General features: G+C 71.3%; 17 protein-coding genes. 7 read left to right on the top strand and 10 right to left on the bottom strand.

Translation table 11 applies throughout. The features are described from left to right. Positions 1–251 precede the first annotated feature (251 nt). Complete coding sequence (locus A5481_RS33265) at positions 252–1,517, bottom strand: carbohydrate-binding domain-containing protein (RefSeq protein ID WP_048432933.1); 1,266 nt, start codon at positions 1,515–1,517, stop codon at positions 252–254. A 951-nt stretch (positions 1,518–2,468) separates the two neighbouring features. On the opposite strand from A5481_RS33265, the gene A5481_RS05065 reads away from it, so the two are divergent. The 4 genes from A5481_RS05065 to A5481_RS05050 are packed head-to-tail and all read left to right on the top strand — an operon-like array spanning position 2,469 to position 11,662. Further along, a complete protein-coding gene (locus tag A5481_RS05065) occupies positions 2,469–7,679 on the top strand; it encodes a DUF4082 domain-containing protein (RefSeq protein ID WP_245298622.1) in 5,211 nt (1,736 codons plus the stop codon). A gap of 42 nt (positions 7,680–7,721) precedes the next feature. After that, positions 7,722–8,021 carry a hypothetical protein gene (locus A5481_RS05060; RefSeq protein ID WP_048433723.1) on the top strand — a complete coding sequence of 100 codons (300 nt, stop codon included), beginning with the start codon at positions 7,722–7,724 and terminating at the stop codon, positions 8,019–8,021. 24 nt (positions 8,022–8,045) lie between these two features. After that, positions 8,046–10,184: a peptidase domain-containing ABC transporter gene (locus A5481_RS05055; RefSeq protein ID WP_048433722.1), complete on the top strand. Its 2,139-nt coding sequence runs from the start codon at positions 8,046–8,048 to the stop codon at positions 10,182–10,184. Beyond that, on the top strand, positions 10,181–11,662 hold the full coding sequence (locus tag A5481_RS05050; RefSeq protein ID WP_048433721.1) for an HlyD family type I secretion periplasmic adaptor subunit: 1,482 nt from the start codon (positions 10,181–10,183) through the stop codon (positions 11,660–11,662). The genes A5481_RS05055 and A5481_RS05050 overlap by 4 nt, the downstream gene beginning before the upstream one ends. Positions 11,663–11,914: 252 nt before the next feature. On the opposite strand, the gene A5481_RS05045 is transcribed toward A5481_RS05050, so the two are convergent. The 4 genes from A5481_RS05045 to A5481_RS05030 form a co-directional block, all read right to left on the bottom strand. Next, positions 11,915–12,637: a nucleoside/nucleotide kinase family protein gene (locus A5481_RS05045; RefSeq protein WP_048433720.1), complete on the bottom strand. Its 723-nt coding sequence runs from the start codon at positions 12,635–12,637 to the stop codon at positions 11,915–11,917. An 87-nt stretch (positions 12,638–12,724) separates the two neighbouring features. Continuing rightward, positions 12,725–14,200 (bottom strand): oligosaccharide flippase family protein, encoded by a 1,476-nt coding sequence (locus A5481_RS05040; RefSeq protein WP_048433719.1) that lies wholly within the window; start codon positions 14,198–14,200, stop codon positions 12,725–12,727. Positions 14,201–14,257: 57 nt separating this feature from the next. After that, a complete protein-coding gene (locus A5481_RS05035; protein WP_245298626.1) occupies positions 14,258–15,199 on the bottom strand; it encodes a glycosyltransferase in 942 nt (313 codons plus the stop codon). 5 nt (positions 15,200–15,204) lie between these two features. Continuing rightward, entirely contained in the window at positions 15,205–15,387 is a 183-nt protein-coding gene (locus A5481_RS05030) for a hypothetical protein (protein ID WP_064503805.1), read from the bottom strand. A gap of 258 nt (positions 15,388–15,645) precedes the next feature. Between A5481_RS05030 and A5481_RS05025 the strand changes: the two genes are divergently transcribed. Further along, the gene (locus A5481_RS05025; RefSeq protein ID WP_197514143.1) at positions 15,646–17,031 is read left to right on the top strand and encodes a glycosyltransferase family 4 protein; all 1,386 of its coding nucleotides are present in this window, start codon (positions 15,646–15,648) and stop codon (positions 17,029–17,031) included. Positions 17,032–17,089: 58 nt separating this feature from the next. Here A5481_RS05025 and A5481_RS05020 read toward each other — a convergent pair whose 3' ends face one another. The 3 genes from A5481_RS05020 to A5481_RS05010 form a co-directional block, all read right to left on the bottom strand. Then, positions 17,090–18,412 carry a dicarboxylate/amino acid:cation symporter gene (locus A5481_RS05020; protein ID WP_048434045.1) on the bottom strand — a complete coding sequence of 441 codons (1,323 nt, stop codon included), beginning with the start codon at positions 18,410–18,412 and terminating at the stop codon, positions 17,090–17,092. A 117-nt stretch (positions 18,413–18,529) separates the two neighbouring features. Further along, positions 18,530–19,945, bottom strand: a complete 1,416-nt coding sequence (gene aspA, locus A5481_RS05015; protein WP_048434046.1) for an aspartate ammonia-lyase — start codon at positions 19,943–19,945, stop codon at positions 18,530–18,532. A 188-nt stretch (positions 19,946–20,133) separates the two neighbouring features. Next, entirely contained in the window at positions 20,134–21,033 is a 900-nt protein-coding gene (locus tag A5481_RS05010) for a LysR family transcriptional regulator (protein ID WP_048434047.1), read from the bottom strand. 195 nt (positions 21,034–21,228) lie between these two features. Here A5481_RS05010 and A5481_RS05005 point away from each other — a divergent pair, with 195 nt between their 5' ends. Beyond that, positions 21,229–21,783: a fasciclin domain-containing protein gene (locus A5481_RS05005; RefSeq protein ID WP_048434048.1), complete on the top strand. Its 555-nt coding sequence runs from the start codon at positions 21,229–21,231 to the stop codon at positions 21,781–21,783. A 144-nt stretch (positions 21,784–21,927) separates the two neighbouring features. Here A5481_RS05005 and A5481_RS05000 read toward each other — a convergent pair whose 3' ends face one another. Together A5481_RS05000 and A5481_RS04995 are read right to left on the bottom strand one after the other, a co-directional pair. After that, positions 21,928–22,668 (bottom strand): anti-sigma factor, encoded by a 741-nt coding sequence (locus A5481_RS05000; protein WP_048434049.1) that lies wholly within the window; start codon positions 22,666–22,668, stop codon positions 21,928–21,930. Then, complete coding sequence (locus A5481_RS04995) at positions 22,665–23,180, bottom strand: sigma-70 family RNA polymerase sigma factor (RefSeq protein WP_048434061.1); 516 nt, start codon at positions 23,178–23,180, stop codon at positions 22,665–22,667. The genes A5481_RS05000 and A5481_RS04995 overlap by 4 nt, the downstream gene beginning before the upstream one ends. Before the next feature lie 126 nt (positions 23,181–23,306). Here A5481_RS04995 and A5481_RS04990 point away from each other — a divergent pair, with 126 nt between their 5' ends. Continuing rightward, positions 23,307–23,657, top strand: coding sequence for a type II toxin-antitoxin system PrlF family antitoxin (locus A5481_RS04990; protein ID WP_245238830.1), 351 nt, complete (start codon positions 23,307–23,309; stop codon positions 23,655–23,657). Positions 23,658–23,981 lie beyond the last annotated feature (324 nt).

Raw genomic sequence — 23,981 nt, 5'->3', positions numbered from 1 at the left:
GGCCGGCCCGGCGATGTCGAGGGCGGCGGCGCAGGCGCGCCGGAGGGAATCGGGCCGCGTCGGGCGGGGGGCGGTGACGGTCACGGGATGGCGGGCTCCGTGTGGCGGCGCGCGGCGGCCGCCGGCGGGCCCGGAGGGCTCGGACGGCGGCGGCGGCGCGTCGATGCGGGGGATGGTGTGCCGGCGGGGACGCCGCCGGTACGGGACCCCGCCCGCCGGTCCACGGACCGGCGGGCGGGGCGTCACGATCCTCAGACGAGGTAGTCGTGGAAGGTGAAGTGCTGGGCGCCGTTGTTCATCAGGCTGAGATGGGCGCCCGCCACGTCCTGGCCGTGATAGGTGGCGCTGTCGACGTAGAGGTTGCGGTCGCCGCGGCCCTGGCCGGCCCAGACGTCGTTGATGAAGTTCACCGCGACGTCGTGGTTGCCCTGGGCCCAGTCGCCGCGCACGGAGATCAGGTCCGACTGGCCGGAGCCGTGCAGGGCATGAGCGGTCTGGACCCCTCCGATCTGCTTGCCGTCGACCGAGATCGTGTACTTGGCGTCGCCCCAGAGGGCGTCCTGGCTGATCTTCAGGAGCAGCTGGTCGGAGCCGCTGCCGAGGCTGACGCTCGGCTGCGCCGTGCTGCCGGTCGTCGTGGTGGTGGCCGGCGCCGTCGTCGTCGTCGTCGCGGGTGCGGTCGTCGTCGGGGCGGGGGCCGTCGTGGTGGTGGTGCCGGTCACCGTGTGGTCGCCGCCGCCGGCCGGGGTCGCGGCGGTGTTGTTCGTGACCAGCTCGAGGTGCGAGCGGATCGCGTTCATGTCCTTGAACAGGTTGTCGGCCTGGCTCTGGCTGACGCCCTGCTCGAGGTAGGCGAGCTGCATCGTGTTCGGGCCGGACGTGTCGGTGACGTAGCCGCCGTAGTTCTGGTAGGCCTTGGCCAGCGCCATGCCCTCGGAGGTCGTGATGCCGATCTTCGTCAGGTCGACGTCCTTGGGGATCGCGAACAGCGAGCCGAGCGGGATGCTGCCCGAGTAGCCGCTGGTGTTGCTGTCGGCGGTGGTCGCCGGCCAGACGTAGGGCGTGCTCTGGCTGCCGGCCTGGGTCGTGGCGATCGCCATCGCGACGGCGTGGTCGATGTGACCCGCATCGAGGTCCGACTTCTGCACCACGCCGCCCATCAGCGACATGCCGGCGGCGCGGATGCCCTCGTGCGCGCCCGGCACGTTGGCGATGCCGTCACCCGTCACGGTGTTCTCGGCCAGGTAGGTGGCGTGGTAGCTGTTGGCGCCGGTCTTCGCGCCGAGCCAGGTCTCGATGTAGTGCTGGCCGTCCTCGGAGACGATGATCGCCCAGCCGTCACCGGTCTTGAACTGCAGGTCGGTCGGCGTCCGCATCTGGAACGTGCCGTTCGACGACGGGCCGCCGAAGGTCCAGTCGGTGTTGGTGGCGCGGCCTTCGAAGCTCCAGGTCGCCATCGGGTCGGTCGACTTGGCCTGGTAGATCGGAATCGCGTCCTGGCCGATCCAGGTGTTCACACCGGCCTGATGCTGGATGGAGGCGGTCTGCGCTCCGGATGCGGCCTGGAACTGGGCACTGGACCCGATCGGGGTGTTCCAAATGCTGCTCGGCGCAAAAGGCTGCGCGACCGTTTCATAAGCCATGTATCACTTCCGGTTCTATGGAAAGGCAGCCGGACCGCAGGACGCGGCGGCAGCAATGCATCATCGCGAGAAGATCCGGGCCCGTCCGGGGCCCGATCCGATGCGCAACGCAGAAAATAAGTAGCAATGCTTGCCTGTCAAGCCTGGGTTAATAATCGTAGTCTTGTCGATACTTGTTCAAATAATCCTGTGCCGAATGCGCGCGAGCGCGTGATTCGCCGATTCGTCCGTGGAAGGATCGGCGAGTGAATGGCGGGCGAAGCAGCAGCTGCAGGTCGACCGGCCAAGTGATCTGCCGCGACAACTCTCCGCGTATTGGCGCAATGCAGCAACTCGGCCGTATTGGCGGGGTGCCGACCGGTCCATGCCGCTGTCCAACAGCTCAGCTTTCCATCCGTACTCAAGATGAATGATCGTCCCGAAATGGCACGCCCTTTCGCGAGCGGTGATGTTTCCGCCGGCTCAGCGCAGCGAAGCTGTCGGTCGACTGCGCCGGGCCGGACCGCCGGGCAGATCACCCTCGCCCACCATGCAGTCATGCCGGAGGCGTGGATTGGCGGTTCGAAGAACAGGCGGCATCCGATACACCCGAAGACTTGCAGAGCCGCTCCCGTCACGGAGTGATGCGGCGTCGCGCCGGCGGCAAAGATTGCCGATTCAAAGCGCGGACCGGCCGCGCCCGAAACATCGCCGAAAGGCGTAGGCACCCGCTCTCGCCCACCTCGAAAGGCTGTGTGCGCAGCCGGCCTAAGGCTCCTTCCACAATGCAGTCTCCAATGTGACAGTGACGTCCACTGCGAATCCTTCCTGTCGAAAGCAGATGCCATGCTTTATTCGGACGAGACGACCGTCGATTCGACGTTCAATCCCGTTCAGGCCGGCAGCAATGCATCGTCCGGGGTCCCGGCTCCGGCCGAGCAGGTTCCTGCAGGCGCGGACTCGACGGAGGAGGCGGGCGCCGCCGGCAAGGTCGCCGCGTTGATCGCCGCCGCGCCGGTCGGCTCGAGCGGCCTGCCCGACACGACGGCCCCGGCCCAGACCATCAAGGACCTCGCGATCACCCCGGGCTCGGCGGCGGCGGCGCAGAACGTGGCGTTCTGCTGCGGCACCTGCGGTTACGTGAACTGCCCGTCCCGCATCCTCGAAATGGGGGCGAGCAGCATCCTGTCGTCGAACGGGCAGCTGCCCGGCTACGGCAGCGGCGCGCCGATGGGCGCCGCCACCACCTTGCCCGGCGGGGCGGAGACCGCCGCGGCCGGTCCGTCGAAGACCCAGATCGCGACCCTGAGCGGCCCGATCACCACGGCGGTCGCCGCGCAGAAGCCCGCCACCAGCTTCGCGACCACGTCGCTGGCCACCACGAGCACCGGCACGACGGCCGCCACCACCGCGAACAAGATCGTTCTCGAGAACCAGAAGACCGGCAACCCGGTCAGCGAGTGGGGCATCGACGGCGCCGGCGACAGCAACATCGAGGGCTTCGCCACCGACATCAGCACGAACGTCGGCAACACCGTCAGCTTCAAGATCAACACCGACTCGAACAACTACCGGATCGACATCTACCGGCTCGGCTATTACGGCGGCCTGGGCGCGCGCAAGATCGACACGATCCAGCATACCGGGGTGCAGAACCAGCCCGCCCCCCTGCGCGACGCCTCGACCGGCCTCGTCGATGCCGGCAACTGGTCGGTCTCGGCGTCGTGGAGCGTGCCGGCGGACGCGGTCTCGGGCGTCTACATCGCCAAGCTGACGCGCCAGGACGGGACGGCGGGCGTCAACGAGATCCCGTTCATCGTCCGCGACGATTCGAGCCGCAGCGACGTCATCTTCCAGACCGCCGACCAGACCTGGCAGGCCTACAACCCCTGGGGCGGCGCCAACTTCTACGGCGGCAACGGCCCGGCCACCGGCCAGGGTGGAGGCCGGGCCTACGCGGTGAGCTACAACCGCCCGATCACCACGCGCGGCGGCGGCCTCGCGGCCGGTCCGCAGGACTACATCTACGGCGCCGAGTTCCCGGCGATCATGTGGCTCGAGCAGAACGGCTACGACGTCTCGTACATGTCGGGCGTCGATGCCGACCGCAACGGCGCCCTGATCAAGAATCACAAGATGTATCTCGACGTCGGCCACGACGAGTACTGGTCGGGCCAGCAGCGCACCAACGTCGAGGCGGCGCGGGACGCCGGCGTCAACCTGTCGTTCTGGAGCGGCAACGAGGTCTACTGGCGCACGCGGTTCTCCAACAGCATCAGCAGCGACGCCACGCCGTACCGCACGCTGGTCTCGTACAAGGAGACCTGGGGGGCGAACCAGGACCTCGACCCGACCAACCAATGGACCGGCACCTTCCGCGATCCCCGCGGGCCGGCCGGGACGATCGGCAACAACAATCCCGAGAATGCCCTCACGGGCACGATCTTCCAGGTCGATTCCTACGTCCTCGACACGATCCAGGTGCCCTACGACGACGCCAACCTGCGCTTCTGGCGCAATACCAGCGTCGCCAACCTGCAGCCGGGGCAGACCGCCTCGCTCAACAAGAACTATCTCGGCTACGAGTGGGACGAGGCGCCCGACAACGCCTCGGCGCCGGCCGGGCTGGTGCGCCTGTCCTCGACCACGGTCGACGAGACGACGTACCTCCAGGATTACGGCAACACCACCGGCAAGGGTACGGCGACGCACAGCCTGACGCTCTACCGCGCCCCGAGCGGCGCCCTCGTCTTCGGCGCCGGCAGCGTCTACTGGTCGTGGGGCCTGTCGGCCAACCACGACAACGAGGCGACGCCGACCGACCCGCGGATCCAGCAGGCGATGGTCAACCTGCTGGCCGACATGGGCATCCAGCCGGGAACCCTCGACCCCAACCTGAAGCCCGCCACCGCCTCGACCGACCGCACCGCGCCGACCTCGACCATCACCACGCCGAGCGCCGGCACCACCGTGGCGGCGTTCAAGACCGTGACCATCACGGGGACGGCGAGCGACGTCGGCGGCGTGGTCGCAGGCGTCGAGGTCTCGACCGACAACGGCGTGACCTGGCGCGCGGCGACGGGCGACGAGAACTGGAGCTACACCTTCGCGCCGCAAGTCGGCGGCACCTACGTGATCCGCTCCCGGGCGACGGACGACAGCGTCAACTTGGAGAGCCCGTCGGCCGGACGGACCCTCACGGTGACGGCGCCGACCGCCCAGACGCTGTTTTCCGGCTCGGCGAAGCCGCAGGTGATCAACACCGCCGATACCGATCCGATCGAGCTCGGCGTCCAGTTCCAGAGCTCGACCGCCGGCACGATCAGCGGCATCCGCTTCTACAAGGGCTCCCAGGACATGGGGACCCATACCGGGACCCTGTGGTCGAGCACCGGCCAGAAGCTGGCGACCACGACCTTCACCGGCGAGACCACCGACGGCTGGCAGACCGCCACCTTCTCGACACCGGTGACGATCAGCCCGGGCACGACCTATACGGCGTCCTACCATACCGACCGCGGCCATTATTCGAGCAATGTCGGCTACTTCACCACGCCGGTCACCAGCGGGTCGCTGACGGCCTCGACCAATAACGGCGTCTTCGTCTACGGCAGCACCAGCGCCTTCCCGACCCAGACCTTCCAGAACAGCAATTTCTGGGTCGACGTGCTGTTCAATCCCGGGGGCACGACGACCAACCAGGCGCCGACGGCGGTCAACGACACCGGGCCGGCGGTGACGCAGAACACCCCCGTCACCTTCTCGACCTCGACGCTGCTGGCCAACGACACCGACCCGAACGGCGACCCGCTCACCGTGACGGGCGTCACCAGCGGAACCGGCGGCACCGCGACGCTCAACACCACCAACGCGACCGTCACCTTCACGCCGACCACCGGCTTCACGGGGGCGGCGAACTTCACCTACGCGATCTCCGACGGGCGCGGCGGCACCGCCTCGGCCAGCGTCGCCCTCACCGTCTCGCCGCCCGGTACCGGTCCGGTCAGCCTGTTCCCGATCGGCACGCCGGCGACGACCAACACCAACGACACCAGCCCGGTGGAGCTGGGCGTGAAGTTCCAGAGCTCGACCGCCGGCACGGTCAGCGCGATCAAGTTCTACAAGGGCACCCTGGATACCGGCACCCATACCGGGACCCTGTGGTCGAGCAGCGGCCAGAAGCTCGCCACCGTGACCTTCGCCAACGAGACGGCGAGCGGCTGGCAGACCGCGACCTTCTCGAGCCCGGTCGCGCTCACCGCCGGCACGACCTACACGGCGTCCTACCACACCAATGCCGGCCGCTACTCGACGACCAACAACGGCTTTGCCAGCCCGGTCACGAGCGGCCCGCTGACCGCGCCGTCCTCCGGCAACGGCGTCTACGCCTACGGCGCCACCAGCGCCTTCCCGACCCAGACCTTCCAGAACACCAACTACTGGGTCGACGTCGTCTTCAATCCGGGCGGCACGACGACCAACCAGGCGCCGACGGCGAACAACGACACCGGTCCGGCGGTGACGCAGAACACTCCCGTCACCTTCTCGACCTCGACGCTGCTGGCCAACGACACCGACCCGAACGGCGACCCGCTCACCGTGACGGGCGTCACCAGCGGAACCGGCGGCACCGCGACGCTCAACACCACCAACGCGACCGTCACCTTCACGCCGACCACCGGCTTCACGGGGGCGGCGAACTTCACCTACGCGATCTCCGACGGGCGCGGCGGCACCGCCTCGGCCAGCGTCGCCCTCACCGTCTCGGCCACCGGTACCGGCCCGGTCAGCCTGTTCCCGACCGGCACGCCGGCGACGACCAACACCAACGACACCAGCCCGGTGGAGCTGGGCGTGAAGTTCCAGAGCTCGACCGCCGGCACGGTCAGCGCGATCAAGTTCTACAAGGGCACCCTGGATACCGGCACCCATACCGGGACCCTGTGGTCGAGCACCGGTCAGGCCCTGGCGACCGCGACCTTCGCCAACGAGACGGCGAGCGGCTGGCAGACCGCGACCTTCTCGAGCCCGGTCACCCTTACCGCCGGCACGACCTACACGGCGTCCTACCACACCAATGCCGGCCGCTACTCGACGACCAACAACGGCTTTGCCAGCCCGGTCACGAGCGGCCCGCTGACCGCGCCGTCCTCCGGCAACGGCGTCTACGCCTACGGCGCCACCAGCACCCTCCCGACCCAGACCTTCCAGAACACCAACTACTGGGTCGACGTCGTCTTCAATCCCAACAGCAGCGCCGCCAACCAGGCGCCGACGGCGAACAACGACACCGGGCCGGCGGTGACGCGCAACACTCCCGTCACCTTCTCGACCTCGACGCTGCTGGCCAACGACACCGATCCGAACGGCGACCCGCTCACCGTGACGGGCGTCACCAGCGGAACCGGCGGCACCGCGACGCTCAACACCACCAACGCGACCGTCACCTTCACGCCGACCACCGGCTTCACGGGGGCGGCGAACTTCACCTACGCGATCTCCGACGGGCACGGCGGCACCGCCTCGGCCAGCGTCGCCCTCACCGTCTCGGCCACCGGCTCCGGCCCGGTCAGCCTGTTCCCGACCGGCACGCCGGCGACGACCAACACCAACGACACCAGCCCGGTGGAACTGGGCGTGAAGTTCCAGAGCTCGACCTCCGGCACGGTCAGCGCGATCAAGTTCTACAAGGGCACCCTGGATACCGGCACCCATACCGGGACCCTGTGGTCGAGCAGCGGCCAGGCCCTGGCGACCGCGACCTTCACCGACGAGACGGCGAGCGGCTGGCAGACCGCGACCTTCTCGAGCCCGGTCGCCCTCACCGCCGGCACGACCTACACGGCGTCCTACCACACCAATGCCGGCCGCTACTCGACGACATCCAACGGCTTCGCCAACGCGGTGACGAGCGGATCGCTGACCGCGCCGGCGAGCGACTCGTCGGGCGGCAACGGCGTCTTCGCCTATGGCAGCACCAGCCTGTTCCCGACCCAGTCCTACAACCGGTCCAACTACTGGGTCGACGTCGTCTTCAACCCGTCGGCGGCGGCCTGAAGCTTACCGTCACGCGACATCGCGCAAGGGGGGATAACCACGATGATCACCGAAACCTATACCGACGGCATCAGCGAGATCACCGTGACCGGCTCGATCGTGCGGGTCGACCTGATGAGCCTGTCGCCGTCCGAGCGCGACGCCCACGGCAACCCGGTGCCGGTGGTGCGCCAGCGCCTGATCCTGCCGGCCGACGCCTTCGCCAACGCCGCCGACCTGATGCAGCAGGTCAAGGCCAGCCTGATCGAATCCGGCATCGTCAGCCCCGGCCAGCCGGTGCGGGAGCCGGTGCCCTTCGCCGGCGGCCGCCCGGGCCGCAACACCTCGCCGAACTTCTCCTGACCTCCGAGAAAGCCGGGCGCCGCCGTGGATACCGGACTGCACTGCCTCGTCGCCGTCGCACGCCACCACGGCGTCGATCTCGATACGGAGCGCCTCGCCCACGCCTACGCGGCGGGGGACGAGGCGGTGTCGGCCTCGCGGCTGACCCGGATGGCCCGGGAGGTCGGCCTCAGGGCCGGCCGCACCCGCCTGTCCTTCGCGAGCCTCACCGATCTCGGCGGCGCCTTCCCGGCGCTGGCGCATCTCAGGAACGGCAACTGGGTCGTCGTCACCGGCACCGACCGGCACGGGCCGGCGCCGCGGCTCGTCGTGTTCGACCCCAAGGCCGCCCGGCTCGAACCGTTCCTGCTCGACGAGGAGGCCTTCTGCGCCGCCTGGGGCGGCGAGATGCTGCTGCTGCGCCCGCGGGCCCGCCGCCGCACGCCGGACGGTCGCCGGCCGTTCGGGCTCCTGTGGTTCATCCCCGAGATCCTGCGCCAGCGCCGGCTGTTCTCGGACGTGATCGTGGCGGCGCTGGCGCTCTACGCCGTCGGCCTCGCGGTGCCGCTGTTCTCCCAGCTCGTCATCGACCGGGTGCTGACCCACGAATCCTACGCCACCCTCACGGTGCTCGCCGGCGGCGTGGTGCTGGCGCTCGTCTTCGAGGCCTGCTTCACCTTCCTGCGGCGCTACCTGCTGCTCTACGCCTCGAACCGCATCGACATCCGGGTCGCGGTGAAGACCTTCGCGCATCTCCTCGGCCTGCCGCTGGCGCATTTCGAGCAGGTGCCGGCGGGCATCCTGGTCAAGCACATGCAGCAGGCCTCGCGGGTGCGGGAATTCCTGACCGGGCGGCTGCTGACTACGGCGCTCGACGCCTGCTCGCTCCTCGTCTTCGTGCCGGTGCTGCTGCTTTACAGTGCCAAGCTGACCCTGGTGGTGCTGGTCTTCACCGGCCTCGTCGCCCTCACCATCGCGGCCCTGATCGGGCCGTTCCGGCGCCGGCTCCAGGCGCTCTACGACGCGGAAGGCGAGCGCCAGGCGCTGCTCGTCGAATCGGTCCAGGGCATGCGCACGATCAAGTCCCTGGCGATGGAGCCGATCCAGGGCCGCCAGTGGGAGGATGCCTCGGCCCAGGCCGTGCAGATGCGCTACGGCGTCGAGCGGATCTCGGCCATCGCCCAGGCCGTCACGGGGCTGCTCGAGAAGCTCACCTCGGTGGCGATCATCGGGCTCGGCGCGATGGACGTGTTCGACCGCACGATGACCGTCGGCGCGCTCGTCGCCTTCAACATGCTGGCCGGCCGCGTCTCGGGCCCGCTGGTCCAGATGCTGACCATGGCGCACGAGTACCAGGAGGTCGCGCTCTCGGTGAGGATGCTCGGCGAGGTGATGAACCGGGCGCCCGAATCCGAGGGGCCGTCCCGCGGCCTGTGCCCGCCGGTGCGCGGCGAGATCACCTTCGAGGACGTGCGCTTCGCCTACGGACCGGACCGGCCGCCCGCCCTCGATTCGGTGTCGTTCACCCTGGAAGCCGGCAGCATCGTCGGGGTGGTGGGCCGCAGCGGCTCGGGCAAGACCACCATCACCCGGCTGATCCAGCGGCTCTATCCCGTCCAGCAGGGCCTGGTGCGCCTCGACGGGCACGACATCCGCGAGATCGACCTCGCGCACCTGCGCCGCCAGGTCGGCGTGGTGCTGCAGGACAGCTTCCTGTTCCGCGGCACGGTGCGGGAGAACATCGCGGCGGCCAAGCCCTCGGCGAGCTTCGAGGAGATCGCCGAGGCTGCCCGCGCCGCCGGCGCCGACGAGTTCATCGAGCGCCTGCCGCGGGGCTTCGAGACGATGCTGGAGGAGAACGCCTCGAACCTCTCCGGCGGCCAGCGCCAGCGGCTCGCCATCGCCCGCGCCCTCGTCACCGATCCGCGGCTGCTGATCCTCGACGAGGCGACGAGCGCCCTCGATCCCGACAGCGAGGCGATCATCCGGCGCAACCTGCGCCGCATCGCCCGGGGCCGCACGGTGCTGATCGTCTCGCATCGCCTCGCCACCCTGGTCGACGCCAACGCGATCCTCGTCATCGACGGCGGCCGCCTCGTCGCGACCGGGCGCCACGACCAGCTGCTGACCTCCTGCACGACCTACCGCCACCTGTGGAACCAGCAGACGAGGCAGGCCGCATGAGCGCGTCGCACACCGAGAGCGCGTCCCGCGCCGAGGACGGCCCCGGCGACGAGGTCGCCCGGCCGCCGCTCGCCTCCGTGCCGCCCTCCGACCCGGGCCCCGCGCAAGCCCCGCCCCGCGGCGAGGTGGTGAGGCTGCCGGCCCGGCGCCGCCCGGCGGTCGTGTCGGACTTCCAGCCCGACGCGCTCGCGGTCGAGGAGCGGGCGCCGCCCCGCGTCGCCCGGGCGACGCTCTACGCCGTCGCCGCCCTGCTGGCGACCGGGGTGGCATGGTCGTGCCTGTCGGAGATCGACGAGATCGCGAGTGCCCGGGGCCGGCTCGTCACCACGGTGCCGAACATCGTCGTCCAGCCGCTCGAGACCGCGGCGATCCGCTCGATCGCCGTCGCGGTCGGACAGTCGGTCAAGGCCGGCGAGACCCTGGCGGTGCTCGATCCGACCTTCAGCGAGGCCGACGTGCAGCAGCTCACCGCCCGGCTCGCCGCGGCGGAGGCCCTGGTGACCCGGCTCGAAGCGGAGGATGCCGACCGGGACGCCGCCTTCGACCTGAAGCGCCCCGAACAGGCGCTGGAAGCCCGCCTCGCCAAGCAGCGCCGGGCCCTGCGCGACAGCCGGTTGCGCGGCCTCGACGAGGAGCTGGCGCGGGCCCAGTCGAGCCTCGACCGCAACCGCCGCGAGGAGAGCGTGCTGCTCGCCCGTCTCGAGGGCCTGCGCGAGATCGAGGGGATGCGCACGACGCTGCTGGAGCAGCAGATCGGCTCGAAGCTCAACCTGCTCCAGACCCGCGACGCCCGCCTCGACGTCGAGGCCTCGCTGGTGCGCACCCGCGGCGCGCAAGTAGAGGCGCGCCACGACCTCGCCAAGGCCACCGCCCAGCGCCAGGCCTTCCTCGACGAGACCGGCCGCACCGTGCTCGAAGCGCTGGCCGAGGCGCGCGAGAAGCGCACCGTGGCGGCGGAGGAATTGCGCAAGGCGACCTTGCGGCGCCAGCTCGTGACGCTCACCGCGCCCGCCGACGGCATCGTCCTCGACATCGCCCAGCGCGGCGCCGGCTCGGTGGTCAAGCAGGCCGAGCCGCTGTTCACGCTGGTGCCGGCGGGCAGCCCGCTCGAGGCCGAGGTGATGATCCATCCCCGCGACGTCGGCCACGTCGCGGCCGGCCAGCCCGCCCGGGTGAAGCTCGATGCCTTCCCGTTCCAGAAGCACGGCACGATCGCGGGCCATGTCCGCACGGTGAGCCGCGACGCCTTCCCGTCCGACGCGGAGGGGCGCAATGCCGGGCCGGGCCAGCCCACCGCCCTGTTCTACCGCGCCCGCATCGGCCTCGACGACACCTCCCTGCGCGCCCTGCCCCCGGGCGCCGGCCTGATCCCCGGCATGGCGGTGCAGGGCGAGGTCCGGGTCGGCCAGAGGCGGGTGATCGCGTATTTCCTGTACCCGCTGATGCAGGTGGCGGACGAGGGCATCCGGGAGCCGTGAGGGACACGAAAGCCTCCGACGACACAGAGGTCGATCCCCTCCGGTTTTGCCTAATTCTCTTGAATATTCGTTGACACGATCAGGCGATGGTCCCGTTCACGGCCTCGTGCTGAGGAGTTGGTCGATCGAAGATCGGCGAACCCTTCGGGATGAGGCGGCAGGATAGGATATCCCGGATCAACCGAATTAAATCGACACGAAAATCTGCCGAACAGGCTCCGAGACGGGGTGGAAAACCCCTCGATAACGGTGTCACGAGTCGATCAGGCTCGCCGGCGGGAGATCGTTCGCGCCGTCGACCAGCCGTCCGCCCGGCCGCAGCACGAGCCGCGGCGCGGCGAGATCGTCGTTGTCGATGATCGCGTCGCTGGATGCCTCGGGCTCGCACAGGCCCTCGTACAGGGCGTAGGCCGGGCGGTAGCGCGCGGCATAGAGATCCCGCGCCGCCGCTTCGCCGCCCAGGCGGTCCGCATCCCGGCCGAGCCCGCGCGCCTCCGCCGTCTCGGCCGAGGTCCGGACGAACAGCGTCGCGTCCCAGTGGCCGCGCAGCTCGGGGCGTTGGAGGAAGGTGCCGTCGACGATCAGGATCGCATCCTCGGGCGCTACCTGCGGTTCCTGCGCCACCGGCGCATCGGCCTCGAGATCGAAGGATGCGGTCCGGAACCGCCGGTCGCCGCCCGGCCCGAGCGGCGCGAGGAGGAGCGCCACGATCGCCGGGAGATCGCGGGCGTCGTGGTAGTAGCCCTCGGGCGAGTGGCGGCCTCGTGCGTAGCGCACGGCGCGCGGGCGATGGAAACCGTCGACGGAGGTCCGGATCACCGATCGCCCCTGCCCGGCGAGGCGGGCGGCGAGCTCGTCGGCCAGGGTGGTCTTGCCGGAGGCCGTGCGCCCGTCGACCGCGATCCTGACCGGGTGTCCGAGGCGCAGGCGGTCGATCCGTCCGGCGATCTCGCGCAGCATCTCCGTCCTGGTCATGGATGGCCGTCCTTTCCGCGTCCCGGAGGCCGGGTTAGCGGCGCTCCGTGACGGTTCGACGGCGCGAAGGACCGCTACCGGCCGCTCTCAGCGTCCCGCCCACACCGCCCGGGTGCGGGCCCGCAAGACCGCCAGGACCGGCCGGATCGTCTCGCGGACGTGCCCGGCGACCGGATGGTCGAGGACCAGCATGGCGAGAAGCCAGGCGCCGGCGCCGCCGAACCCGGCGAGCACGCCCTGCGGGATCGTGAGGGCGAAGCCGCGTCCCGAGAGCGCGATCACCGCGAGCGGCGGCAGGGCGGTGGCGACCGTGACGAGGGCGCTGATCCGCAGCGCGCCAGCGAAGTCGGCGAGGCTGAAGGGCACCCGGCGACGGATGAACCAGAGGGCGACCCCGACCTGGAGCGGGACGGTGACGAGCTGGGACGCCGCCACCCCGAGCGGCCCGTTGAAGGCGGCGGCGACCATGGTGGCGGCGCTCGGGGGCAGGCTGATCAGGCTCGCCACCAGGGTGTCGCGCAGGCCGCCGCTCGCCAGCAGCACCGGGTAGGTCAGCATCGCCGGGAAGGTCAGCGTCGAGGCGAGCGCCAGCACCTGGACGATCGGCACGCTGGCGATCCACTGCGAGCCGAGCAACACCAGCACCACCGGCTGGGCGATGAGCGCGAGCAGCACGGCCACCGGCCAGAGCACCGCCGTGATGTTGCCGATCGAGGCGAGGTAGGTCGGCGCCAGCGACCGCCCGTCGCGCCGGTCGGCGGCGAACATCGGCAGGATCACCGCGCCGAGGCTGCCGAGGATCATCTTGTCGGGGAGCTGGCTCACCACCTGCGCCCGGCCGTAGAGGCCGACGAGGTCGGGGCCGCCGAAGCGGCCGAGGAGGAAGACCGGCAGGAGGTCGTAGGCGCGGTTGAGGAGCGTCGTCACGCTGGAGAAGCCGCCGATGGCGAGCGCCGTGCGCCAGCCCTGGAGGCACGGGCGGTAGACCCCCGGCTCCGGCCGGCCGGCGAGGCTCAGGGCGACGGTGGCGGCCGCGCTCGCCACCGTCGCCCAGGCGAAGCTCATCGCCCCGAAGCCGAGGAGCGCCAGGACGACGAGGACCACGGCGTAGGCCAGACAGGTGCCGACATTGACCCACATCAGGGCGGCGAACTGGAAGTCCCGCCGCATCAGCGCCATCAGGGGGCCGGAGAACGGCACCAGCAGGAAGCTGAGGGAGAGCACCCGCAGGTAGGATTCGAGCAGCGGCTGGCCGTAGAGGCGCGCCCACAGGCCGGCCGAGGCGAACAGCGCCACCGCGAAGAAGAGCGACAGGGCGAGGAGCACCGTGAAGGCGGTGCGGGCGCTCTGCTGCGACGTCGTCGGCTCGTGGATGATGTAGTTGGTGGTGCCGAAGTCGCGCAGGCCGTCGACGACCTGCACCAGCGCGATGCCGAGCATCGACAGGCCGATCTGCTCGGGGGTGAGCAGGCGCGAGACCAGGGCGGTCTGGCACAGGGTGATCGTCAGGACGAGGTAGCGCTCGCCGGAGACCAGCAGGACGGCGCGCTTGACGAGGCTCATCAAGAATCCCTTGGGGTTGAAACCGCTGCGTGGGGGTGGGAGCGCGTCGCAACCGGCTCAGGACGAGCCGGCGAGCGCGCCGGGCGCCCGCCAGGCCCTGGCCGGCCGCCAGGTGCGGGCGAGCACCGCGAGGTGGCGCACCGGATCGAGGCCGGGGGCGCAGTCCCGCGCCAGCACTGCCCGCGCCTCGGCCGGGCGGCCGAGATCGGCGAGGCGCCGGGCGTGGTCGAGCATCAGCCGGTTGCGGCAGCGCCGGGCCGACGGCGCGAGCTCGGCCGGCATCGCGCCCTCGTCGAGGAGCCGCCCCAGGGTGGCGGCGAGGAGCGGCGGCGCCGGCACGCGCGGCGGGGCGGCCGGCCCGACGAGGGCCGTCGGCCGCGCGACGTAGCGGAACGGCCCCTGCAGGGCGAGGCGGCCCCAGAGGTCGAGGTCCGGCCCGCCGCCGCACCGGAGCGGGAACAGCCCGGCATCGATCGCCGCCGCCCGCTCGACCAGGGCGGCGCTCGCCCGGACCGGGACGCGGCCGACCCGGAGGGCGAAGGCGAACGGATCGGAGATGCGCCCCGAGGGCACGCTCATCGGCAGGAGCGGCCGGCCGGTCCCGGCCGCGACCGGGTTGCCGAACACCGCGACGGCGTCGCCGAAGCGCGTCGCGGCGACGAGCTCGGCGAGGTGGTCCTCGCGCCAGGCATCGCCCGGATCGAGGAAGGCCACCCACTCGGCCCGGGCCGCGCCGATGCCCCGGTTGCGGGCGGCGGCGCGCCGGGCGCCCTCGCCCGCCGGTCCTTCGCCCGCCCGCCCCACGTCGTGGACATCCTCGCGCAGGGCCCGCACCCGGGGGTCCGACGCGGCGGCGGCGATCGCGCCGGCCCCCTCGCCGATCGCCAGGACCTCGTAGTCGCCGAAGGTCTGGGCGCGCAGGGATTCCAGCGCCGGCCCGACGGGCAGGCCGGGGCGGACCGGCAGCACGACCGAGACGCGGGGGGTCGCGGGGGCCATCGCGGTCACGCCCCGGTCCGCGGGGTGCGGCCGGGATTGCCCGCCGCGGTCGCCCCCGCCCGCCCGCCCTCCGGCCGGGCATCGTCGCGGAAGCCCGCCACGCGCCGGGATCCGGGCCGGCTCCCGACGCGGTCCGGGATGTCGAGGGCGTTGCCGCCGGTACCGAGGATGATCAGGGGGCGCTGCATGGCCGTGCCGGGTCTCGACCCAATCCGCCGCGCCGACGCGGCCTTTCTATCAAGGCTATCCGGCCCTCCCCGCAGGGTCAGCATCGCAAACGGCGGCGCCGGGATCTCCGAAAGGCGTAAACCCGCCCGCCGTTCTGGGCAGAGGGGCCGCCGAATTCCACCGCTCCCGCATGCGTGAGCTGCCCCTAGGCTGCCGTTTCACTGTCGCGCGGCGCGAGGCGGCTTCCGGGAGCGTGCCGGCCGATGAGGATCGTCCCCATGGATTTCGTCCCGATGAACTTCGTCCCCACCACCTTCACCCCCGAGAGCCTCACCCCGGAGCACTTCGCCCCCGCGGCTCTCTCGCCTGCGAGCTCCGCCCCCAGGCCGACGCCCGCCATGACGATCGCCTACCTGGTCAATACCGCCCCGGTGACGAGCTCGACCTTCATCCGGCGCGAGATGGCGGCCCTGGAGGCGCAGGGCGTCACGGTGCGGCGCTTCGCGCTGCGACGCTGGCACCAGCCGCTCGTCGATCCGGGGGACATCGCCGATCAGGCGCGCACCCACTACATCCTCAGCGGCAACCTGCCCGGGCTCGCGCTCGCGGCGCTGCGCCAGGCGGTCACCGCGCCGGCGGCCTTCGCCCGCGGCGCCTGGCTCGCCGCCCGGCTCGCCCGCTCAGGCGGCGGCGCGGTGCGCCATGCCGCCTATTTCCTCGAGGCGACGTACTTCCTGCGCGCCCTGCGCCGGGAGGGCATCGACCACACCCACGTGCACTTCTCGTCGAACGCGGCCGCGGTGGCGCTGATCGCCCGGACGATGGGCGGGCCGAGCTACAGCTTCACCGCCCACGGCCCGGACGAGTTCCTGACCGCCGCCGAGGACGGCCTCGCCCTGAAGCTCTCCGGCGCCGCCTTCGCGGTGGCGATCTCGAATTTCTGCCGCGGCCAGCTCCTGCGCTTCGGAGGGGCCGAGCACCGCGACCGCATCGCGGTGGCACGCTGCGGCCTCGACCTGTCGGATTTCGTGCCGTCGGAACGGCCGGCGGGAGAGAGCCGGACCCTGGTCTGCGTCGGCCGGCTCTGCCCGCAGAAGGGGCAGGTCTACCTGCCGGCGGCGGTGGCGGCGTTGCGCGCGACCGAGGCGCCGTTCCGGCTGGTCCTCATCGGCGACGGCGAGAGCCGCCCGGCGATCGAGGCCGAGATCGCCCGCCACGGCGTCGGCGACCTCATCTCCCTGCGCGGCTGGCAGAGCAGCGCCGCGGTGCGCGCGGCCATCGCCGAGTCCCGCGCCCTGGTGCTGCCGAGCTTTGCCGAGGGGCTGCCGATCGTGCTGATCGAGGCGCTGGCGCTCGAGCGGCCGGTGGTCACCACGACGGTGGCGGGCATCCCGGAACTGGTCGACGAGGGCTGCGGCCGCATCGTGCCGCCGGGGGACGGCGCGGCGCTGACGGGCGCGTTGCGCGACATCCTGCGGGCCGACGGCGCGACGCTCGCCGCGATGGGCCGGACGGGCCGCGCCCGCGTCGCCCGCCACCACGACCTCGCGGCCCTGGCGACCACCCTGCGCGGCCTGTTCGCGGCGGCGATCGCCCGGGAGGGACGGGTCCCGGCCCGGGCGGGGCGGCGGGCGGTCGGCCGCGAGGCGGAGGCGGAATCGTAGAGCGCGCACCGCCCGCCCGGGACCGGCAGCTCCCGCGACGGCCGCCGGTCCGGTCACCTCAGGCCGCCTTGCCGGTCGGGACCGCGGCGGGCGCCGCGACGGGGTCGTCCGTCTCCTCCCGCATCTCGCCCTGCCAGCGGGCGACCGCCGCGGTGGCGAGCCCGTTGCCGAGCACGTTGGTGACGGTGCGGCCCATGTCGAGGATCTGGTCGACGCCCATGATCAGCAGGATGCCGGCGGCGGGCAGGCCGAACATCGGCACGGTGGCGGCCACCACCACCAGCGAGGCGCGCGGCACGCCGGCGATGCCCTTGCTCGTCACCATCATGACGAGCAGCATGGTCAGCTGCTCGGTGATGCCGAGATGGATGCCGAAGGCCTGGGCGATGAACAGCGAGGCGAGCGCCTGGTACATCATCGAGCCGTCGAGGTTGAACGAGTAGCCGAGCGGCAGGACGAAGCCGGTGACGCGCGGGCGCACGCCGAACTTCTCCAGCACCTCGACGGTCCGCGGGAAGGCGGCCTCGCTGCTGGCGGTCGAGAAGGCGACGATCATCGGGGTGCGCAGGAGGCGCAGCAGCCGCACGACGCTGTTGCCGAGCACCAGCCAGCCGACGCCGATGAGGAGCGCCCACAGCACCGCCAGCCCGAGGTAGAACACGGCGATGAACTTGCCGTAGTCGATCAGCACGCCGAGGCCCTGGATGGTGACGACCGAGGCCATGGCGGCGAAGACCGCCAGCGGCGCGACCTTCATCACCGCATCGGTGACCTTGAACATCACCGCGGCCAGCCCGTTCAGCATGTGGACCATCGGGTCGGCGTAACGACGGTCGATCGCGCTGAGGCCGAAGCCGAAGAACACCGAGAAGACGAGGATCTGCAGCACCTCGTTCGTCGCCATCGCCGACACGATGCTGGTCGGGAAGACGTGGGTGATGAACTCGCGCAGGTTGATCGAGGCGGCCTTCAGGCCGGTCTGCGCGCCTGCGTCCGGCAGCGGCAGGCCGAGGCTGGCGCCGGGCTGGAAGATGTTGGCGACGAGGAAGCCGAGGGAGAGCGAGACGATCGAGGCGGTGAGGAACCAGCCCATGGCGAGGCCCGCGACGCGGCCGACCGCCTTGGTGTCGCCGAAGCTCGCGATGCCCGACACGATGGTGGCGAAGACCAGCGGCGCGATGATCATCTTGATCAGCCGCAGGAAGATGTCGGTGCCGATGGTGAAGTAGCCGGCGATCTCCTTCGCCTCGGCCGGGCTTGCCGCCATGCCGTGCAGGACCGCGCCGACCGCGACGCCGAGGGCGAGGCCGATCCCGGTATAGAGCGTCAGCCGGCCCGAGCTCCCGGTCGATGTACCGTGCGACAGATCCTGCTGTGCCATTGTTCGTGTTCCTCCCGAGCGTGAACGGATGTGCGGCAAGAACCTGGGCGCGAGTTCACGCGCCCGAGGTTTCCCGCGGATGTCTGGCGTTTCCGTCCGTGATGGTGGGGCGAGGGGTCAGATCGCCGTGAGGGCCTGCGGGCGCGTCAGCCGGTCGGGTTGCAGCACCCTGTCGAGCTGGTCGCGGGCCATCAATCGCTTCTCGAGCACGAGGTCGTAGACGCCCCGGCCCGTGGCGTGTGCCTCCATAGCGACCGCCGTGGCGTTGCGATAGCCGATATAGGGGTTGAGCGCGGTCACGATGCCTATGGATTGTTCGACGCTGGCCCGCAGCCGCTCGCGGTTCGCCGTGATGCCGCGCACGCAATGGACGTCGAGGGTGCGGCAGGCCGCCTCCAGGTGGGCGAGGCTGCGGAACAGGCTGTAGGCGATCACCGGCTCGAAGGCGTTGAGCTGGAGCTGGCCGGCCTCCGCCGCGAAGGAGATCGTCACGTCGTTGCCGATCACCTCGAACGCCACCTGGTTGACGACCTCCGGGATCACCGGGTTGACCTTGCCGGGCATGATCGAGGAGCCGGCCTGGCGCGCCGGCAGGTTGATCTCGTTGAAGCCGGCCCGGGGCCCGCTCGAGAGCAGGCGCAGGTCGTTGCAGGTCTTCGACAGCTTGACGGCGACGCGCTTGAGCACGCCAGAGACCTGCACGAAGGCGCCGCAATCCTGCGTGGCTTCCACCAGGTCCTCCGCCGTGACGAGCGGGATCCCGGTGATGGCGGAGAGCCGCTCGCGCACCAATTCCGCGTAGAGCGGGTGGGCGGTGATGCCGGTGCCGATCGCGGTCGCGCCCATGTTGATCTCGCGGATCAGCAGCTCGGCCTCGCAGAGTCGCGCCTCGTCCTCGGCGAGCATCCGCGCGTAGGTGCCGAATTCCTGGCCGAGCGTCATCGGTACCGCGTCCTGGAGCTGGGTGCGGCCCATCTTGAGGACGTCGCGGAACTCGTCGGATTTCGCCTCGAAGCTGGTGCGCAAGGCCGCCATGGCGTCGACGAGGCGCCGGATCGCGCCGATCCCGGCGATCTTGAGCGCCGTCGGGTACACGTCGTTGGTGCTCTGGCCCATGTTGACGTGCTCGTTGGGATGGAGCCGGCCGTAGTCGCCGCGCTCCGCCCCGAGCATTTCGAGCGCCCGGTTGGCGATCACCTCGTTGGCGTTCATGTTGGTCGAGGTGCCGGCCCCGCCCTGGATCTGGTCGACGACGAACTGGTCGTGCAGGGCGCCGGCCCGGATCTCCAGGCAGGCCGCCACGATGGCGTCGCAGCGCTCGGGATCGAGCAGGCCGAGCTCGCGGTTGGCGAGCGCCGCGGCCTGCTTGATCGCGGCGAGCGCCCGGATCAGGTCGGGGCAGGTCGCGAGCGTGGTACCGGTGATCGGGAAGTTCTCGACGGCGCGCAGGGTGTGGATGCCGTAATAGGCGGATACCGGCACCTCGCGGTCGCCGAGAAGATCGTGCTCGATTCGGGTCGACGGGACGGTCACGGGCCTGCTCCAGGCGTGCGGCCGCGATCCCACGCGCCGGGGCGGCGGGCGGGGATTTCAGGCCGCGTCGAAGGGACGATGTGGGGCCGGGATCGGCCCTGCCGGTTCGAGGAACCGCGGCGCCGTCACCGGATGGCGGCGGGATAATCCCGGCCGTGCGCCGGCGCCAATGCTATGTTCGCCAGGAACTATTCCGGATCCGAATAGTTTGGCGGATCCTCCGCGGCGACCGCCCAGACCTCGTCGAGGAACGAGCGGTGGCGCTCGGCGCTGCGGTAGAGCCGGATGTCCATCGGCATCTCGCGGCCGAGCACCCTGAGGGCGCCGGCGCGGATCTCCGCCTCGACGAGGCTGCGCGGCAGCCAGGCGATGCCGTGGCCGCCGAGCGCCATCGAGCGCAGGGCCTCGGCCATCGAGTTCTCGTTGGTGTGGACCGGATAGGTCGCCGGCGCATCCTCGGCGGATTGCGCGATGCCGGCGAGCCGCCCGAGGAACGAGCCGCGGGAATATTGCAGGAGCGGCAGGCGGCCCCGCGCATCCGGCACCAGCCCGCGGGGCGAGGCCACGGCGGCGAGGCTGTCGCGGCCGACGATCCGGCAGGGATAGCGCTCGGGGTCGAGGGGAATCGGGATGCCCGGGTGGTGATAGGTCAGGAGCAGGTCGTAGCCGCCCTCGACCAGGGCCTGGACGCAGATGTTGAAGTTGTCCGGCAGCACCCGGCTCGCCACCGGCCCGAGCGCGTCGCGGATGCGCCCGAGCCAGCGCGGCAGGAACGACAGGCAGAGCGAGTGGAGCGCCGTGATCGTCACCACCGGCAGCCCGGCGCCGTCGCTGCGGGCGCGAAAATCCGCCCGGCTCAAGGTGAGGAGCCGCACCACCTCCTCGGCGGTCTCGAGGAACTGCCGGCCGTCCGCAGTCAGCGTGATCGGGTAGGTGCTGCGGTCGAGGAGCGCGGTGCCGAGCCAGACCTCGAGCGAGCGGATGCGCCGGCTGAAGGCCGACTGGGTGACGGCGCGCGATTCCGCCGAGCGCGAGAAGCTGCGGGTCTCGGCGAGGCTCAGGAAGTCCTCGATCCACTTGAGTTCCATCGCTCTCGTCCGTGCGGGGACGTGCCCGTGACGGGTCCCGGCGCCACTCCCCTCGGTCAGCTTACGGCAAGGGCGGGCGCGACGCTGCCGGTGAATTTTTCAAGCCGGCCCGCGCGCACGGCTGAAACTTTCCGGCTCCCGGCCCGCGTAGGGGCCTGACGACGCCCGAACCGGGCGCATCGCGAGGAGCACGACATGTCCAAGACCCTTCTCCGCCTGGCCCTCGGTCTCAGCCTCGGCCTCGCCGCGGCGCCGGCTCTCGCCAAGACCCCGATGGTCGGCGGCGCGCCGATGTATCCGAGCAAGACGATCGTCGAGAACGCGGTCAACTCGAAGGACCACACCACCCTGGTGGCGGCGGTGAAGGCCGCGGGCCTCGTCGACACGCTTTCGGGCCCGGGCCCCTTCACGGTCTTCGCGCCGACCAACGCGGCCTTCGCCAAGCTGCCCCCGGGCACCGTCGAGACGCTGGTGCAGCCGCAGAACAAGGCGCAGCTGACCGGCATCCTGACCTACCACGTCGTTCCGGGCACCTACACGTCCAGGGACCTGATGAAGCTCGTCAAGCAGGGCGGCGGCGAGGCGACGCTGAAGACCGCGCAGGGCGAGCCGCTCACCGTCACGATGGCCCGCGGCGGCAAGGGCCTCGTCGTGACCGACGCCAAGGGCAACACCGCGCGGGTCACCATCGCCAACGTGATGCAGTCGAACGGCGTCATCCACGTCATCAACGGCGTGCTGATGCCCTGATCCGATCGCGGAATCCGGCCCGGCCGGATTCCGCGACCCGTCGCCGATCCCCCCGCAGCCCCTCGACACGAGGGAACCTGCGGGGGATCGTTCGCGTCCGGCCCCCGCCCGTCCCTCGGTCTCCGGGCGCCGACCGGGGTCGTCTCACTCGCGGATGAGGCGCCCCGAATAGATCACCGGCCCGGTCGGCGCTCCCGTCGACGAGCCGCCCTTCGGCTCCACCGAGACGGCGAGGCTCGCGCCGTCGGCGACGCCGCGCAGACCCGCGGGCAGCGTCAGCGACGCATCGCCGACGAGGCCGAGGGAGCGGGGCGCCGAGCCCGCGCCGACATACCAGAGTTCGAGGCTGCGATCCGGCGGCGTCTCCGCCGCGAGGCTGCGCACCTGCACGGTCCGGCCGTCGAGGTCGACCCGCACGATCAGGGCCGGCAGGGTGCCGCCCCGATCGACCACGGCGAGATATTGCCGGCCGTCGGTCGTCGCCGGATGCGGGACGACGATCCAGAGGGCGAGGCCGGCCGCGAGCGCGCTCGCGAACCCCGCCGCGGCCCGCCAGCGCCGCAGGCCGCGCTCGAGCCGGACGACTCGCTCCGCCCCGGGCCTCGGCGCGTCGGGCGAAGCGGTGCCGCCTCCGCTCCCGATTCGGGCCTCGATCCCCTCCCAGACCCGCGGTGCGGGAGCGACCGTCGGGACGGCCTCGGCCAGCGGTGCGAGCCGCTTTTCCCAGGCCGTCACCGCTTCGCGCAAGGCGGTGTCCCGCTCCAGCGCCCGGGCGAAGGCGGCGCGCTCCTCGGCCGACAGGGTGCCGAGCACGTATTCCCCGGCCGCCCCGTCCGGATCCTCCGCCCAGAACGGCGCGACGTCGCGATCGGTCCCGCCGCTCATGCCGCCTCCAGGCAGCCGCGCAGGCTCATGAGGCCCCGGCGCAGCCACGTCTTGATGGTGTTGACCGGCCGGTCGTGCCGCGCCGCCAGCTCCTCGCGCGACCAGCCCTCGCAATAGGCGAGGACGAGGCAGTCGCGGTGACCGGGCTCGACGGCGTCGAGGCAGCGGGCGAGGGCGTCGCGGCGGGCGAGATCCCCCTCCCCGTCGCGCGTGTCGGCGAGGCGCTCCAGCCAGCCGTCCTCGGCCTGGGTCAGGCGGGCGGCCCGGTCCTGCCGGATGCGGTCGATCGCCTTATGCCGCGCGATCGCCCCGAGCCAGACGAGCGGCGGCCCGGCCTGCGGATCGTAGCTGCCAGCCCGCTGCCAGACGCGCACGAACACCTCCTGCAGCACGTCCTCGGCCGCGCTTCGATCCTTCAGGATACGAAGCACGATCCCGAGAAGTTTCGGCGCCGTCGCGTCGTAGAGCGCGCGCAGGGCCGCTCGATCGCCGGCGGCCACGGCCGCGATCATCGGCGCGAGATCCGCCCCGGCAGACACGCCCTCGTTCGGCACGGCTCCCCCTTCGCACCGCGCGGCCCCGTTCGTCCCGCGGGATCCGATCACCGGCGCGCCATAGCACGATTTCGTTGCGGCAGCATGGGTCAGGGTGCAGCGGGCACCGTTGCCGACGTCTTCTCATCGAAGGAAGATAAATTCCTTACTCTCCGATTGATGGAGGACGCTGTGACGGCCCTCGTCCGCGAGCGCAGCAAGATCACCGCGAAGGGACAGTCCACCGTCGCGAAGGCGGTGCGTCAGGCGCTGGGCGTGAGCTACGGCGGCGAGATCGACTTCGTCGTCGACGAGGGCGGCCGGGTGAGCCTGCTCGCGGCCGAGACCGAGACGGATCCCGTCATCGACGGGTTCCCGGCCTTCCTCGCGGGGGACATGGCCCGCGGAACCCCCATCGCATCACGGCTTGTCCCGGCGATCTCGCGGCGCGGATGACTGCCCTCGCCGCCGGCATCGCGGTCGATCCCGACGAAGAGATCGACGGAGCCGTGACGCTCTGAGCCATGATGGTCGACGGCTGGACGATCGTCGCCCATCCCCTCCTGCTCGATCAGCGCGAGCGAGCGACGGCGCCTGTCGAGAAGGCCGCGGCGACCGATCCGGAGGTCTACGGAGCACGGCCCAGGCAAAGCCCCTCGCCGTGTTGAGGACGCCGATCTTCGAGACGATCCCGTCGGACCCGACGCGGCCCGAGTACCGGCAGGACAGTACGCTCGGGAACGCCCGCAAGCACTGGTTCCCACGGTCCACGACACGAGC

Source organism: Methylobacterium platani, from assembly GCF_001653715.1.
GTDB classification, from domain to species: Bacteria; Pseudomonadota; Alphaproteobacteria; order Rhizobiales; family Beijerinckiaceae; genus Methylobacterium; species Methylobacterium platani.
The sequence above is the reverse complement of the archived record's forward strand: the minus strand, read 5'-3'. Positions and strand labels throughout refer to the sequence as shown.

Bases quoted from the DNA above. Each gene is read 5' to 3' on its own strand.
- A5481_RS05010 (WP_048434047.1), bottom strand. From the start codon at position 21,033: ATGGAACTCAAGTGGATCGAGGACTTCCTGAGCCTCGCCGAGACCCGC.
- A5481_RS05020 (WP_048434045.1), bottom strand. From the start codon at position 18,412: ATGGCACAGCAGGATCTGTCGCACGGTACATCGACCGGGAGCTCGGGC.
- A5481_RS05025 (WP_197514143.1), top strand. From the start codon at position 15,646: ATGGATTTCGTCCCGATGAACTTCGTCCCCACCACCTTCACCCCCGAG.
- A5481_RS04995 (WP_048434061.1), bottom strand. From the start codon at position 23,180: ATGATCGCGGCCGTGGCCGCCGGCGATCGAGCGGCCCTGCGCGCGCTC.
- A5481_RS05005 (WP_048434048.1), top strand. From the start codon at position 21,229: ATGTCCAAGACCCTTCTCCGCCTGGCCCTCGGTCTCAGCCTCGGCCTC.
- A5481_RS05035 (WP_245298626.1), bottom strand. From the start codon at position 15,199: ATGGCCCCCGCGACCCCCCGCGTCTCGGTCGTGCTGCCGGTCCGCCCC.
- A5481_RS05050 (WP_048433721.1), top strand. From the start codon at position 10,181: ATGAGCGCGTCGCACACCGAGAGCGCGTCCCGCGCCGAGGACGGCCCC.
- A5481_RS05065 (WP_245298622.1), top strand. From the start codon at position 2,469: ATGCTTTATTCGGACGAGACGACCGTCGATTCGACGTTCAATCCCGTT.
- A5481_RS05045 (WP_048433720.1), bottom strand. From the start codon at position 12,637: ATGACCAGGACGGAGATGCTGCGCGAGATCGCCGGACGGATCGACCGC.
- A5481_RS05060 (WP_048433723.1), top strand. From the start codon at position 7,722: ATGATCACCGAAACCTATACCGACGGCATCAGCGAGATCACCGTGACC.
- A5481_RS05000 (WP_048434049.1), bottom strand. From the start codon at position 22,668: ATGAGCGGCGGGACCGATCGCGACGTCGCGCCGTTCTGGGCGGAGGAT.
- A5481_RS05030 (WP_064503805.1), bottom strand. From the start codon at position 15,387: ATGCAGCGCCCCCTGATCATCCTCGGTACCGGCGGCAACGCCCTCGAC.
- A5481_RS05040 (WP_048433719.1), bottom strand. From the start codon at position 14,200: ATGAGCCTCGTCAAGCGCGCCGTCCTGCTGGTCTCCGGCGAGCGCTAC.
- A5481_RS04990 (WP_245238830.1), top strand. From the start codon at position 23,307: ATGGGTCAGGGTGCAGCGGGCACCGTTGCCGACGTCTTCTCATCGAAG.